Annotated in this window: 15 protein-coding genes and 1 pseudogene; 13 read left to right on the top strand and 3 right to left on the bottom strand. The window is 53.9% G+C overall.

Translation table 11 applies throughout. The features are described 5' to 3' along the window. Complete coding sequence (locus WG929_RS19740) at positions 1–678, bottom strand: ABC transporter ATP-binding protein (RefSeq protein ID WP_416207444.1); 678 nt, start codon at positions 676–678, stop codon at positions 1–3. Between the two features lie 71 nt (positions 679–749). Here WG929_RS19740 and WG929_RS19735 point away from each other — a divergent pair, with 71 nt between their 5' ends. Beyond that, positions 750–1,370, top strand: a complete 621-nt coding sequence (locus WG929_RS19735) for a DUF3299 domain-containing protein (protein WP_416207443.1) — start codon at positions 750–752, stop codon at positions 1,368–1,370. Positions 1,371–1,404: 34 nt separating this feature from the next. Here WG929_RS19735 and WG929_RS19730 read toward each other — a convergent pair whose 3' ends face one another. Both WG929_RS19730 and WG929_RS19725 read right to left on the bottom strand, forming a co-directional pair. Continuing rightward, positions 1,405–1,905, bottom strand: a complete 501-nt coding sequence (locus WG929_RS19730; RefSeq protein ID WP_416207442.1) for a ZrgA family zinc uptake protein — start codon at positions 1,903–1,905, stop codon at positions 1,405–1,407. Positions 1,906–1,984: 79 nt separating this feature from the next. Next, entirely contained in the window at positions 1,985–2,683 is a 699-nt protein-coding gene (locus tag WG929_RS19725; protein WP_416207441.1) for a dienelactone hydrolase family protein, read from the bottom strand. A 551-nt stretch (positions 2,684–3,234) separates the two neighbouring features. Here WG929_RS19725 and WG929_RS19720 point away from each other — a divergent pair. From WG929_RS19720 to WG929_RS19665, 12 genes and pseudogenes are all read left to right on the top strand, one after another. Continuing rightward, entirely contained in the window at positions 3,235–4,275 is a 1,041-nt protein-coding gene (locus WG929_RS19720) for an AraC family transcriptional regulator (RefSeq protein WP_416207440.1), read from the top strand. Positions 4,276–4,435: 160 nt separating this feature from the next. After that, positions 4,436–5,254, top strand: coding sequence for an alpha/beta fold hydrolase (locus tag WG929_RS19715; RefSeq protein ID WP_416207439.1), 819 nt, complete (start codon positions 4,436–4,438; stop codon positions 5,252–5,254). Positions 5,255–5,265: 11 nt separating this feature from the next. Next, positions 5,266–5,550: a hypothetical protein gene (locus WG929_RS19710; protein WP_369856713.1), complete on the top strand. Its 285-nt coding sequence runs from the start codon at positions 5,266–5,268 to the stop codon at positions 5,548–5,550. Positions 5,551–5,555: 5 nt separating this feature from the next. Continuing rightward, positions 5,556–6,398, top strand: coding sequence for a DODA-type extradiol aromatic ring-opening family dioxygenase (locus WG929_RS19705; RefSeq protein ID WP_416207438.1), 843 nt, complete (start codon positions 5,556–5,558; stop codon positions 6,396–6,398). 19 nt (positions 6,399–6,417) lie between these two features. Further along, positions 6,418–6,765: a non-heme iron oxygenase ferredoxin subunit gene (locus tag WG929_RS19700; RefSeq protein ID WP_369856715.1), complete on the top strand. Its 348-nt coding sequence runs from the start codon at positions 6,418–6,420 to the stop codon at positions 6,763–6,765. A gap of 12 nt (positions 6,766–6,777) precedes the next feature. Continuing rightward, entirely contained in the window at positions 6,778–8,160 is a 1,383-nt protein-coding gene (locus tag WG929_RS19695) for an aromatic ring-hydroxylating oxygenase subunit alpha (protein WP_416207437.1), read from the top strand. Beyond that, positions 8,160–8,699, top strand: coding sequence for a 3-phenylpropionate/cinnamic acid dioxygenase subunit beta (locus tag WG929_RS19690; protein WP_416207459.1), 540 nt, complete (start codon positions 8,160–8,162; stop codon positions 8,697–8,699). The genes WG929_RS19695 and WG929_RS19690 overlap by 1 nt, the downstream gene beginning before the upstream one ends. A gap of 14 nt (positions 8,700–8,713) precedes the next feature. Further along, positions 8,714–9,496, top strand: coding sequence for an SDR family NAD(P)-dependent oxidoreductase (locus WG929_RS19685; protein WP_416207436.1), 783 nt, complete (start codon positions 8,714–8,716; stop codon positions 9,494–9,496). Between the two features lie 38 nt (positions 9,497–9,534). After that, entirely contained in the window at positions 9,535–10,482 is a 948-nt protein-coding gene (locus tag WG929_RS19680; protein ID WP_416207435.1) for an NAD(P)H-dependent flavin oxidoreductase, read from the top strand. A gap of 19 nt (positions 10,483–10,501) precedes the next feature. Beyond that, positions 10,502–11,278 (top strand): 2-keto-4-pentenoate hydratase, encoded by a 777-nt coding sequence (locus WG929_RS19675; RefSeq protein WP_416207434.1) that lies wholly within the window; start codon positions 10,502–10,504, stop codon positions 11,276–11,278. A 311-nt stretch (positions 11,279–11,589) separates the two neighbouring features. Next, positions 11,590–13,461 (top strand): feruloyl-CoA synthase, encoded by a 1,872-nt coding sequence (locus tag WG929_RS19670; protein WP_416207433.1) that lies wholly within the window; start codon positions 11,590–11,592, stop codon positions 13,459–13,461. Between the two features lie 24 nt (positions 13,462–13,485). Further along, a pseudogene (locus WG929_RS19665) lies at positions 13,486–13,687 on the top strand (acetaldehyde dehydrogenase (acetylating)); the annotation flags it as partial.

Below are 13,687 nucleotides of genomic sequence, written 5' to 3'. Positions count from 1 at the left end.
TTAAAGCCCCTTGCTAACGGATGTAAGATCTTGCAAGGCGACCGATTGATCAAACCAGCTGGCTTGTCGGTGGTCATGGCTGATCATGATCAGTGTGGTATCGGTTGCCAGATTCTGTAGCAGCAGGCGGATAAATGCGGCGGTGGATGCTTCATCAAGGGCCGACGTTGGTTCATCAGCAAACAGCAGCGCCGGGCGGTTGATCAGGGCACGGGCAATGGCGACCCGTTGCTGTTGGCCCTGACTGAGACGTCCGGCAGGCTGATGGAATAGCGCTGGCGGCATATCCAATTGTTCTAACAGTTGATAGATTCTGTCATCCAGAAAGGCACTGGATTTTTTGGCCAGCACCGCCGCCAGACGAATATTGTCGGCTACGGATAAATACGGCAGCAGATAAAACTGTTGTGAAATCTGGCCGATGTGTTGGGCTCGAAAGGTATCTCGTTGCGGCGGAGACAGCGATTGGATGTTTTCCCCAAGCAGGCGGATCTGGCCTTGCTGTGGCGACATCATGCCGGTTAATAAACGCAGCAATGTGGTTTTGCCGCTGCCAGAGCGGCCGTGTAAAAACAGGCGTTGGCCGGGAGGAACCTGCCACTGTGGGATACACAAGGCATGCTCAGGCGGAGAGGATGGGTAGTGGAACACGATGTCCTGTAGTTCGATTGCCAGCATTGGTTTCTCTGGAGTGTCTGGTTTGTTATATTATAACAACAAAGTGGCCTCGATACTCCAGAGTACTGATTATGAATAAAGGCTTTTTACCTGGCAGTTTGCTGTTATTGCTCCTGGTTGCTGGTTGCACCGATTCCTCGCTGGCAACTGCGGATACCGGCGAGGGTCAGAACAGCCGTCATGCAATCCGAGAAGTTGACTGGATCGATCTGCTTCCCGATGACGATCTGGCGGCACTGGAAGATCGCCCGGCACTCCTCGACAGTATTGAGGAGGGATCGGATGCCGATACCATGGCGAATAGTCTGGATGGACAGCTCAGCTCCGATATATCGATGGAAGAGTCTGCCCGGCTGCAGCGTTATCAGGCTGCCTTGACATCCACTCGTACGCGACAGGAGTTAGACGGAGCGCGTATACGGATTCCGGGTTTTGTGGTGCCAATCAACTTTGATGATCAGCAAAGGGTGACCGAGTTTTTTCTGGTTCCCTTTTTTGGTGCCTGTATTCATGTGCCACCGCCGCCGCCGAACCAGATTATTTATGCGCAGGTGGATGATGCGTTTGTGCTGGAGTCCATCTTCGATCCGGTTTGGCTGGAAGGGACTTTGCATTTACAGGAAAACGACAACGGCCTTGGCCAGTCGGCATACGCCCTCACCGTTGAAAAGCGTGAAGCGTATTACCAATAAGAGCGGTTAGCCGACGTCTGAGGTGCGAACAGGCTCAACGTCGTGGTAGCAGGATAGGCTGATCGTGATCGAAAGTATCTGCACCCTGTTGCTGATCCGTTATCCAGAGTAGCTGCAAGGTTTCAATACCGGGGAACGTCGTGATCAGTCGGGAATCCAGTGTGACGGAACCTGCCGCCGGGCAATAAAACTCCCAAGAGACGGTCAGGTCTGTGTGTTCATCATGATCGTGGTCGTGCGATTGCTCTGGCAATTCGATCGAGGTGTGTTGCAATTGGCACTGCCTTGACTGAATCACATCCTGGGTAAAGCGCTGGCGTACACTATCCAATGCCTGTCGCTGCTCGGGGGTATTGGCATGGCCTTCAAATCCGACCAGATTCATCAAGGGCGAACGCAGTTCAATATGAAGCGTTGTGGATGATAAAACGGCTTGCAGGGTGGCGACTCCGTGCTGGTGGGCAGGGACTCCCTGAGCCAGTGAGGCAGTGGTCGTCAGTAGTATACCGGCAAGGTAGTGTCGATTTAGTTTCATGGGTAACCTCTTTTTATTTGTTATAATGTAACAAATAAAAGGAGGTCATTGTTAATACCTGCGTCATAAATTACCCGGCTTAATCCCGCGACTCGGCAAGAAACGCCAGCAGTGCTTGCCATGCCCGTGCTGCCGCCTTGGGTTCATAGCAGCTGCCATGATCGGGAGCATTGGCGGCGGGCAGAGTAAATGAATGCATGGCCTTGCCAAAATGCATGATCACCCAATCGAGATCGAGGGTATCCAGACGTCGCTGAAAAGCCAGTACCTCGTGTTCCGGCACCATAGGGTCTCGATAGCCGTTCAGTATCAGCAGGCGCACGGCGGGGTTGGCTGGTGTCAGATCCAGCGGGACTTTGAACAGTCCATGAAAGCTGGCCGCTGCTTCGATGGTCGGCAGCAACAAGGCGCTGAGCATGGCGCACAGCCCACCAAAACAGTAGCCGGTTACCATCAAACGCTTGTCTTTGGCAGCGGGTTGTTCAAGGGCGAAGTCAGCAAAAGCTTGCAGTGACTGATTGAGCAGTGGGCGATTGTTCAGGTAGGTGGCCATGGCCGCACGGCGCTCTTCCATGCTGTTCAGGGCGACACCTTGGCCAAAAATATCAACCAGCATGACACTGAAACCCTGCTGATTCAGGCGTGTGGCGATTTGTCGTTCGAAGTCAGCAATGCCAGCCCAGGTCGGGTAAATGAGTACCAGGGTGTCGCTGCCAGTGACCGGCAGCCATTCGTGCTGGTGGCTCATGGATTGCTGTTGTTGAATTAGAATGCTCATCAGACCTCTTGCCCTGTGGCTGGATAATGGTATCTATCGACTGTCTGGAATAAGGGATCACGATTTATCTGTCAAGAATACGTGTGGCCGGTTTACTGGCAAGAGTTCATCGAACCGGGAAAATAACCGTGTGCAGCGGCCGGGGTTGCGGCGTTTATAAATCTGGCAAAGACCGATTCTGGCTAGCGCCGTGCAGCAGCTGGATAGTCCGGTGTTAGCCGATGGTTTTGAATGGATAACGGCCAGGAGCCTGTCGGACTCAGGACTGCTCTACTGCGGATATGCCACTGGCACGGACGACGTCATATTGGCCTTTATCGCCAAGCCGCTGTCTTTCTCGCTGGCCTGCTGCGCCTGCCCGCCGTGTAATTATCGATTGACACTTCTGTATGTTGGTAATAAGTTAGAATACAGTTGTGTATTCTGATGGTCGGGCGGCCGTACTCTATTCTTGATGTATCTGCTGATACGTCTGGCTGAACACCGGGAACCACAAATTAGTGAATAAAAATAATAATGACGCAGTGATTGACTGTGTGTGGGGTGTAACCATGGCAAGTTTGAACCCTGGTGCTGAAATAGAGACGACGTGCGAACACTGGGGTGTGCAAATGCACAGCACTCGGGCTTTGCCAGTACCGGTGCCGCGTGTACTGCGCCGGGAATTCGGCGGGCATGTTAACCCTATTGTCAACCATGAGTTGGAAAGCAAGCTCACGGCTTGGATCGCGGGTAAGTGGGTAGCGTTTGATAGCAGCGCCCACGTCTCCGAATTGCAGTGCAAAACCCTGCGGGGGCGGGAATATCTGCAGCTGGTCTGCCACAAACCTGTCGCGGTGCATGGCCGGGTGTTGCCCGGTGAGTTGCTGCTGGTTATTTGTCAGAGTGGCGGCATTAGCGATGGTGATGAATATCTGGGCGCGGGTTGCATGCGTGCGATTCCTGCCGGGAGGCCGGTGTCGCTGTGGTGCCATGAACAGGCCAGAGTGCAACTGCTCCGGATACCTGAGGCCAAGCTGATGCGAACCGTGCTGGGTTTTGGCATGTACTGGCGCGGTGGCCGTTATCAGCCTGGCGATGCGATTGTGTCATCCGAGCACGCTGGTTGTCTGGCGGCGCTGGTGGACGACGTTTTTCGACTGCAGCGCTATCAATTTCAGGAAGAAGCCATTGATGATTACGTACGCCTGTGTGACTTCCTGGTACTGCAGGGCTGGCCGGGCAACATGACCAGTTTTCATCTGCATCGGTCGATTCAGCATCCGATGCTACGTCTGGCCCATGACTGGCTGATCCGGAATATAAAAAACACCTTCGATATCGACGCTCTGGCACAAGAGTGCTGCCTGAGTTCCCGCAGTCTGTACAACCTGTTTCGCCGGGAGTTGGACATGACTCCGGGTGAATATCTGCGCCGCCTGAAAATGGAGTGCGCTTACCGGGATCTGTCGGCATCGCTGTCACGCAGTGTCACGGAAGTGGCCATCGATTACGGTTTTTCCAATCTTGGGCGCTTCGCCCAGCAGTATCGTGAATGCATGGGGGAGCTGCCCTCGGAAACATTAAGGCGTCGTCGGGCCGGGGCTTGCTAGCCGCTCCTGGTACTTGCTGGTCGATCCTGGTACTTGCTGGTCGATCTTAGTACCCAGGCAGCACCGATGGTTGTTCTTACAGGATGATTTTTGTACTTGACATACACTTCTGTATGTATGAGTATTGTTTAAATACAGTTGTGTATGTTGAGGTGGTTTTATGAATGAATCAGAACGCAAGTTTGTCACGGCATCCGGTCATCAGACGGCTTACTTTGAATGTGGAAGTGGTGAGCCGCTGTTGTTGTTACATGGCTCTGGCCCTGGTGTTTCTGGCTGGACCAACTGGGGTGGTGTGATGGCTGAACTGGGCCAGCACTTTCATGTGTATGTGCCGGATATTGCCGGTTTTGGCTTTACCGAGTTCAAGGAAGGCACCACCTACGACATCAAGTTCTGGGTCAATCACCTGGTCGAATTTATGGATGCTGTGGGCATCGACAAGGCCTCGCTGGTGGGTAATTCATTTGGTGGTGCTGTGGGTGTCGGGCTGGGTGTATTTGCTCCGGCGCGGCTGAACAAACTGGTGTTACTGGGTACTCCGGCGGGCACCTTTGTCCAGACTCCGGGTCTGGCCGGTGCCTGGCTGTATGAGCCAACGGTGGCCAACATGCGCCAGCTGATGGAGCTGTTCCCCTATAACACTGGGCTGATTACTGACGAACTGGTGCAGTCCCGTTTTGAAGCCAGTAATCGTCCAGGCGCTCAGGAAGCGCTGCGCAAGTTGTTGCCAAAGCCCAACGACGAAGGCGAGACCCTGGTGAAGGGCTTCCCGGAACCGGCATTACAAAAAATTACTGCCCAGACGCTGGTATTACACGGCCGTGAAGACAAGGTCGTACCACTGGAATGCGGTATTCGTCTGGTGCAGAACATCCCCAATGCCGATCTGTTTGTATTTGGTCAGTGTGGCCACTGGGTACAGACCGAACAGCGCACCAAGTTCATCCGCATGGTCACCCTGTTTGTTGGTGAGTAAGGGAGCAGCTTATGAAACGCGATGTAATCGAACGAGTGTTATGGAATTTGTCGATGGACCGTTTTTCGAAAATGAAATTCAAGGAAGATCCGAACAAGTTCCTGTCACGCTTTGTGCTGGATGAGTCAGATGTCGAGAAGATCCTGACCTTCGATGTCAAAGCGCTACAGGAAATGGGTGTTAATCCCATGCTGACCATGGGCTACTGGATCGAGATGTCTCCCGACCGTTCGATGCATACCTACAACCAAAAGCTTGGCTCAACCGGCCAGTATTCCGCATCGATCAAGGGGTAAACACCATGGCAACAATAGTAAGTGGTTTGCTGGTGCCGCATGACCCAGTGATGTTTGTGGCACCGGATGCACCGGCCAAAGAAATCGCTGACAAGGCTTGGGCGGCCTTTGATACCTGTGCCGAACGTCTGGCCGAGCAGGATGTAGACACCGTGATTATTGTCGGTAACGACCATTACATGCTGTTTGGCACCACCTGTTTACCGCAGTTTTGTATTGCGACCGGGGATGTCGATGGCCCGCTGGATCAGCTGCCGGGTTTGAAGCGTCAACCGGTGCCTAATCACGAAGCGCTGGCGACGCATATCGCTGCTCATGGTCATGCCAACGGCTTTGACTGGGCGGTGGCGCGGTCGTTTTCGACCGATCATTCGTTTTCGATTCCGTTTCAGAAAATCGTCCAGCGGGCGGCGGAGATCCGGGGTAAGCCAATCCAGGCCATTCCTGTGTATCTGGCCAGTGCCGTTGATCCGTTTCTGACCATGCAGCGTGCCCAACAGCTGGGTCAGCAAATAACTGCTGCGGTTGAAGCCTTTGACGGTGACGAGCGGGTCGCGGTGATTGGCAGTGGTGGCATTAGCCATTGGGTCGGCACCAAAGAGTCTGGCCGGGTGAATGAAACCTTCGATCACATGGTTCTGGATCACTGCTGTTCACTCAATATCAACGCCATCATGGCCTTGAGTGACGAGCACATTCTGGAACATGGCGGCAACGGTGCGATGGAACTGCGCAACTTTGTCTGCGCCATGGCAGCGGTGAATGCCGATAGCACCAGCCTGATTGAATACCAACCAGTCCCTGAGTGGGTCACCGGGTTGGGCTTTATTGAATTGAAAAAGCACTGAACCAAACAGCGGATATCGTATGAAACAGATTTTTCTTTGCCAGGTCGGTGAGCTGCCCGACAACGCAGTCCGCAAGGTCGATAACGCGGAACACGGCGATATCGCCGTGTACAACCTCGGCGGCCAGTTTTACGCCACGGCGGACTTATGCAGCCATGCTACGGCGTCGCTGGCGGCAGGCGATATTGAAGATGACCTGATTGTGTGCCCGGTGCACTGGGGCACGTTCCATATTCCGACTGGCGAGGCTCGCGGGTTTCCTTGCGAAATCAACATCAAAACCTATCCGGTCAAACAGGAGGGCGATGCCTTGTACGCCCTTATTGAAACAACTGAACAGCAACCTGACGTAATAGCGAAAGGCTGAGAGGTTACCGATATGACTACAATGATAAAAACCGTCGACGTTACCACAGCACTGAGTGATGTGGATCGTTTCTGCGACATCCCCAATGCCCGTATTTCCGGTGAAATCTTTCACCGACAGGATATTTACGAGCAAGAGTTGGAAAAAGTTTTTGCCCGTTGCTGGTTGTTTGTGGCACACGAATCCCAGTTCAAAAAGGCCGGGGATTATATTGCCACCACCATGGGCGAAGATGACGTGATTGTGGTGCGTCAGAAAGACGGCAGCCACCGCGCCTTTATCAACGCTTGCCCGCATCGTGGCAACAAGGTGTGTTTTTCCGAATCCGGTAATGCGCGCGGTTTTATCTGTAACTATCACGGCTGGTCGTTTGATATTGCCGGTAACCTGATTGGCCAGCATGAATCTGGCATTTACGAAAACAGCCACTTTGATGCCTCGAAATGGGGGCTGCGAGAAGTTGCCCTGATCGACAGCTATAAGGGACTGCTGTTTGCCAATTTCGATGCCGACGCACCGTCGCTGAAAGAGTATCTTGGCCCGATGGCCTGGTATTTCGACGCCTTGTTCGATAACCAGGAAGGTGGTACTGAATTTGTCGGTGGCTGTATTCGTTCCACCATGGACTGTAACTGGAAAATTGCCGCCGAAAACTTTGTTGGCGACATCCTGCATGCCGGTTGGACACACGATTCCGCTGCCCGTGCCATGCTGGGTGGTGCGGTTGCCAAGGTGTCGGATTTTGATGAATCCTACTCAGTAAACTGGCATGGCCATGGTTACGAATTCGCCATGGATACCGTTGGCAACGTAGCCGTTTTGGGCGAAAGTGCGCTCAATAAATACCTCCACACCATCAAGCCATCGGTGGCTGAGCGCTTGGGTGACTTCCGTTCCAATATGATCGGCTCGGTATCGTCGGCGACGATTTTCCCGAATTTTTCCTTCCTGCCGGGGCAAAACACCATTCGGGTGTGGCAGCCTCGCGGGCCGAACAAGATCGAACTTTACACCTGGGTGCTGGTGAACAAGTCGGCTCCGGAAGAGATCAAGGAAAAATGGCGTAAGGGCGCGATGATGACCTTCTCGCCCACCGGCGTGTTCGAAATGGACGACGGCGAAAACTGGGAATATTGCACCAAGACTGCTCGTGGCAAGGTAACCGCCAAGCAGGATCTGTACGTCGGCCTGGGTCAGGAATCGTTGCTGCAAGAAACCGATCTGCCCGCCAACGTTTACAGCGGCCAGCTGAATGAAGCCAACTCCCGCGCTTTTTACCAGTTCTGGAGTGATTTGCTGAAAGCGCCAAGCTGGAACGATGTCCCCAATCGTAATGTCGGTCGTGTCGAAGCCGGAGCTGCGGCTGAGCGGTGCTCACTCAAGGAGGCAAAGTGATGTTTTATCAAAGTGACGATTTTACCCCGGTATCTCCAGACGAATTCCATAACATCAGCATGTTGCTGGCGCGTGAATACCGTCTGTTGGATGAAGAACGCTTTGACGACTGGCTGGCCATGTTGCACCCGGAAATCCATTACTGGATGCCGGGCATGGAAAACCGCCGTCGTGAAAATCCACTGGAACACGGTTTCTTTGATTCCCAGCATATGGCGCTGTTTGACGATGCCATGCGCGACCTTAAACGTCGTGTTGCCCGTTTTCAGCAGCCGTCGGCCTGGGCCGAAAACCCGGCCACCCGCAACGTGCATATCGTTGCTGGTATCGAAGCCTTTCGTGGCGCAACGGCCGGGGAGTACGTGGTCTATTCCACCTTCCAGAGTATTCGCTCCCGTGGTCTGGACGAAGAGTATGTGTTCAGCGGCCGCCGTTACGATACCTGGGCCGATATGGACGGCCAGCTGAAACTGAAAAAGCGCCTGATTCTGATGCCGAACGCGACGCTGAACTGCAAAAACATCAATACCTTTATCTAGTCTGGGAAGTAGCGATGAAACTCATGCAGTCGAAAGTAGTACTGGTGACGGGCGGGGCCGATGGCATTGGTCGTGGTGTTGTTGAATACATGCTGGAGCAGGGTGCCAGTGTGGCAGTGATGGATATCAACGCCGACAAGCTGGCAACCCTGCAAGCGGAGGTGTCGCCCGACATTCTCACGCTGCAAGGGGATGTGTCGTCGTTGGCCGATAACCAGACGCTGGTGCGTCTGGCGGTCGAGCGGTTTGGCAAGATCGACAGCTTTATCGGCAACGCCGCACTGTTTGATTATTTCACGCCGTTACACAAGCTCGATGATACGACCCTGAGCGATACCTTCGACCGCATTTTCCGGGTCAATGTGCTGGGCTACATCAATGGCGTCAAGGCTGCTGCCCCGGAGTTAAAGAAAACCCGTGGATCGGTGGTGCTGACGGTATCCAACTCCGGTTTTTATCCGGGTGGTGGTGGCGTACTGTACGTCGCCAGCAAGCATGCGGTGGTCGGTATCATCAAGCAGTTGGGACATGAATTGGCCCCGGATATTCGTGTTAACGGTGTGTCTCCGGGCGCAACAGATACCAGTTTGGCTTCGGTCGAAGGGGTTTCCGATCGGGCACAGCCATTAAACAGCATCAAGGGGTTCCAGGAGGCTGCAGCCAATGCCGTACCACTCAAGCGGATTGCAGCCCCCAAAGACCATGCTCACCTGTATCTGGTAATGGCCAGCAATGAGCTGTCACCCTTTACAACCGGTAACATCATTCACAGTGATGGCGGCTGGGCCGTTAAATAACAATCGTCAAATAACAATAAAATGACAAGGGTAGCGCTATGAATCTGTTTGATAATGAATCCACCGGGCTGCGATTGCCATTAATTGTCGCGCCGATGTTTCTGGTGTCGTCGCCAGAATTGGCAATAGCGGCTTCGCAGAACGGCGTTGTTGGCAGCTTGCCAGCCGCTAACGCCCGTACCGTCGAGGCGCTTGATGCCTGGATGGGTCAAATTCACGAACAGCTTAGCCCGCGTCAGTTGCCCTGGCTGTTTAACATGATTGTGCACAAAACCTACGACCGTTTTGAGGCCGAGGTGGAGCTGGTCAAACGTTATCAGCCTGCCATTGTTTCGACGGCGTTGGGGTCTCCGGCACGGATTCTGGATACGGTGAAATCCTACGGCGGCAAGGTGATTGCCGACGTGATTACCCCGGCCATGGCGCGCAAGGCCGCTGCCGCAGGGGTGGATGCTTTGATCCTGGTGACCAATGGCGCGGGTGGCCACACCGGTACCTATAACCCGTTAGCCTTTATTGCCGAAGTACGCCAGTTCTGGGATGGCCCGCTGGGCATAGCCGGTTGTATCTCCACCGGTCGCGACTTGCTGGCCATGCGGGTGGCAGGTGCTGATTTTGTTTTGTCCGGTACTCGCTTTATTGGTGCCCGCGAAAGTCTGGTGGCAGAAGGCTACCGCGACATGCTGGTAGCGGCGGTGATGGATGACGTCATCGAAACCAAAGCCGTCAGTGGCGTCAAGGCCAACTGGATGCGCCAGAGCCTGGAACAAGCGGGTATTGATCCGGCGTCTGAAAACAAGGCCGGTATTGATTTCTCCGGCAATATTTCCACTGCCAACAAAGCCTGGAAAGACGTCTGGTCGGCTGGCCATGGGGTCGGGAATATCCGCGCCAAAGAAACCACCGCCGAGATTGTGAATAGCCTGGTGGCCGAGTTTGATACCGCCGTAGCAGAAACTCGCCAGTTACTGGCGTCGTTTTCCTGAATCATCCTGGAGAAATAATGTGTCTTTGGATCTGAAAGCAATTGCGGATGAGCTGCTGACGGCTCGTCTTGACTGTCAGCCTGTGGCTCCGATTACAGCCCGTTACCACGGCCTCAGCGTTGAAGATGCCTACGCCATCCAGACCCTGATCAGTGAACAACGGCTGCTTCGGGGTGAACGGATCGTGGGTTACAAGGTGGGCCTGACGTCGGTCGCAGTGCAGCAACAACTGGGGGTCAGTGAACCGGACTTCGGTCTGGTGTTTGCCAGTATGGAAGTCCGTAAGGATCAGCCGCTGGATAGCTCCCGCTTGATCGCGGCCAAAGCCGAAGGTGAAATCGGTTTTGTTTTTAATCGCGATATAGAACATGCCGATATCACCCTCACTGAATTGAAATCCGCCATTGATTATTTCTTTCCGGTTGTGGAAGTCGTGGATTCGGCGATTGCCGACTGGAAAATCACCCTGATCGATACGGTTGCCGATAACGCCTCATCCGGTTTGTATATTCCTGGCGATAGCCGATATTCACCCGATGGCGTTGATTTTGCCGAGCTGGAAATCGTTATTCGGGGTGAGGGCGTCAACGTCGCTGGACGGGGGGCCGCTTGTCTGGGGAATCCGCTGTACGCTACCCAGTGGCTGGTACGCAAAATGGTATCCCTGGGACGGCCGATTCGTCGGGGCCAGTTGGTATTGTCAGGGGCATTGGCTCCGATGGTACCTGTGGTTGCCGGACAAACCCTGCAGTTTGATTTCAAGGGGCTGGAGTCCATTGCCGTGACGGCGATCTAAGCCATCACGCTTTGGTGGTGATGTTTATAAATGTAGCGCAGGCGAAGATAACAATAACGAGCTGTTTGCAGTCATAAATGGCCGATATATAAACCGGGTGATTGGCAGTCAATAATAATCCGGTAAAACAGCAACATCGGATCAGGGATAAGCCTCCGATATCCAACCAGTTATGGTGGTCGGGGAGCGTTTGCCTGTTGGGCAGATTCAGAAACGACGGCGTTTGTAATGACAGTGATTCATATTCAAATGCCCGATATATTTCCTGCTGCCCTCCTGTTGTCCGCATATAACAATAAATGAGGTGTTTTATGGGTACTCAATCCGTGTTTGAACAACTGCCAACACCGTTGGCATCGGTCAGCACTGATGACCAGGGTGTCATTATCATGGAATCGGATATGGCGCTGTTGCCATATGCGCGTTGTGTCGGTGACTGGCTGGAAAAATGGGCGCAACAGACCCCGGATGCGATTCTGGTTGGTGAGCCTCTGCGGTTGGCGAATCCAGAGGCTGAAGGGTGGCGAACCCTGACCTATCAGGCCTTTCGTGATCAGGTACGGCAGCTGGCCCAAGGGATGCTGACGCTGGGCTTGTCGCCACAGCGACCGGTATTAATTCTGTCGGGCAACTCGATTGACCATGCCCTGATCAAGATGGCAGCCATGCATGTCGGTGTGCCGGTTACTTCCTTATCGGTCGCCTATTCGATGTTTGCGGGCAAATACGACCGCTTGGTCGCCGCCGTTGAGCGTTTGACGCCAGGACTGATTTTCGCAGAGCAGGGGCAGACATTTGCCCAACCGCTGGCGTCTTTGAAGGGGGATCATCAAGTGGTGGTGTCATCCGGTCTTGAGGCGCTGGCAGACGTGCAACAACCCGTGATGTTGCTGGCCACACTGGCAGATGCCCAGGTAACCGCGCTGGTCGATGAGCGCTTTGCTGAGATTAACCCTGAAACGCCAGCCAAATACATGCTGACCTCAGGCTCCACCGGACACCCCAAAATCGTTGTGGTGACCCAGCGCATGATGTGCTCCAACCAGCAGATGATTGCCCAGTGTTATCCCTTTGTTGAAGCCACGCCGCCGGTCGTACTCGACTGGCTACCCTGGAGTCATACCTTCGGTACCAATCACAATTTTAATCTGGTCTTGCGTAATGGCGGCTCACTCTACATTGATGACGGCCGCCCGATGCCCGGCATGGTGGAAAAAACCGTCGCCAATATTCGCGAGATCAAACCCACGCTGTTTTTTAACGTCCCCAAAGGCTACGAAGCGCTGCTGCCGATGTTGCAGCAGGACAAGTCCCTGGCAAGCGCCTTTTTTGCAAACCTGCAACTGGTGTTTTATGCCGCCGCGTCCTTGTCTGAACCGGTTTGGAAGGCTCTGAAAGCATTGGCTGCAGAACAGGGCAAGGATCCTCTGTTTTCAACCGAGTGGGGTTCGACAGAGACGGCCCCAGCCAATACCAATGTCAATTGGCGCCTCGATAAGGCGGGTAATATTGGTATACCCATGCCCGGTGTGGCACTTAAGTTTGTTCCCAACGGCAGCAAGTTGGAGCTGCGGGTCAAAGGCCCGAATGTGTTCAAGGAATATTTGCACGATCGTGAGAAGACGATTGACAGTTTCGATCTGGATGGCTTCTACAAAATTGGTGATGCCGGTCGTTTGGCTGACCCGACCAACCCGTCGGCGGGCGTGCTGTTCGACGGTCGGGTGTCGGAGGATTTTAAATTATCCACCGGCACCTGGGTGTGTGTTGCAACCATGCGCAAACGCGTGGTGGAAGCCTTTGACGGACTGGTGTCGGATGCCCTGATTACTGGTCACGATCAGGATTATATCGGCCTGGTGGTTTTTCCGAGTCCGGGTATTTACCAACTCGGTGGAGATAGCAGTGGGCAGATGACAGCGGCGGACTTGCTGGCCAATCCACCCTTGCAGCAAGCCTTTGTCGCGGCCCTGGACGCTGTGAATGCCCAGGCCAAGGGCTCATCCCAGCGTATTGCCAAAGTCGTGTTGGCTGATCAGGCACCTTCGCTTGATCTGGGTGAAGTCACCGACAAGGGCAACCTGAATCAGCGCAAGTTACTGGACACCCGTAAGGATCTGATCGCCAGCCTGTATGCAGACAACCATTCCCCTCTTAACGCCGGTGCGATGATAACCATCTAAGCACAAGAACCAGAAGGTATTCAGATGAGTAAAAAACTCAAAGCGGTCATTATTGGCCCAGGTAACATCGGCACCGACCTGCTGATGAAAATGCAACGCTCCGAATGGATCGAACCGGTCTGGATGGTGGGCATTGACCCGGAATCCGAAGGCCTCAAACGCGCTGCGACCATGGGCATCAAAACCTGCGCCACCGGGGTTGATGGCATTCTCGAACAGGTGATCG

It is taken from the genome of Oceanobacter antarcticus (assembly GCF_044962685.1).
GTDB classification, from domain to species: domain Bacteria; phylum Pseudomonadota; class Gammaproteobacteria; order Pseudomonadales; family Oceanobacteraceae; genus Oceanobacter; species Oceanobacter antarcticus.
Note: the sequence above shows the minus strand (reverse complement) of the source record. Positions and strands in the feature narration are given on the sequence as shown.

Coding starts and splice junctions, on each gene's coding strand:
- WG929_RS19740 (WP_416207444.1), bottom strand. CDS start 678: ATGCTGGCAATCGAACTACAGGACATCGTGTTCCACTACCCATCCTCT.
- WG929_RS19735 (WP_416207443.1), top strand. CDS start 750: ATGAATAAAGGCTTTTTACCTGGCAGTTTGCTGTTATTGCTCCTGGTT.
- WG929_RS19730 (WP_416207442.1), bottom strand. CDS start 1,905: ATGAAACTAAATCGACACTACCTTGCCGGTATACTACTGACGACCACT.
- WG929_RS19725 (WP_416207441.1), bottom strand. CDS start 2,683: ATGAGCATTCTAATTCAACAACAGCAATCCATGAGCCACCAGCACGAA.
- WG929_RS19720 (WP_416207440.1), top strand. CDS start 3,235: ATGGCAAGTTTGAACCCTGGTGCTGAAATAGAGACGACGTGCGAACAC.
- WG929_RS19715 (WP_416207439.1), top strand. CDS start 4,436: ATGAATGAATCAGAACGCAAGTTTGTCACGGCATCCGGTCATCAGACG.
- WG929_RS19710 (WP_369856713.1), top strand. CDS start 5,266: ATGAAACGCGATGTAATCGAACGAGTGTTATGGAATTTGTCGATGGAC.
- WG929_RS19705 (WP_416207438.1), top strand. CDS start 5,556: ATGGCAACAATAGTAAGTGGTTTGCTGGTGCCGCATGACCCAGTGATG.
- WG929_RS19700 (WP_369856715.1), top strand. CDS start 6,418: ATGAAACAGATTTTTCTTTGCCAGGTCGGTGAGCTGCCCGACAACGCA.
- WG929_RS19695 (WP_416207437.1), top strand. CDS start 6,778: ATGACTACAATGATAAAAACCGTCGACGTTACCACAGCACTGAGTGAT.
- WG929_RS19690 (WP_416207459.1), top strand. CDS start 8,160: ATGTTTTATCAAAGTGACGATTTTACCCCGGTATCTCCAGACGAATTC.
- WG929_RS19685 (WP_416207436.1), top strand. CDS start 8,714: ATGAAACTCATGCAGTCGAAAGTAGTACTGGTGACGGGCGGGGCCGAT.
- WG929_RS19680 (WP_416207435.1), top strand. CDS start 9,535: ATGAATCTGTTTGATAATGAATCCACCGGGCTGCGATTGCCATTAATT.
- WG929_RS19670 (WP_416207433.1), top strand. CDS start 11,590: ATGGGTACTCAATCCGTGTTTGAACAACTGCCAACACCGTTGGCATCG.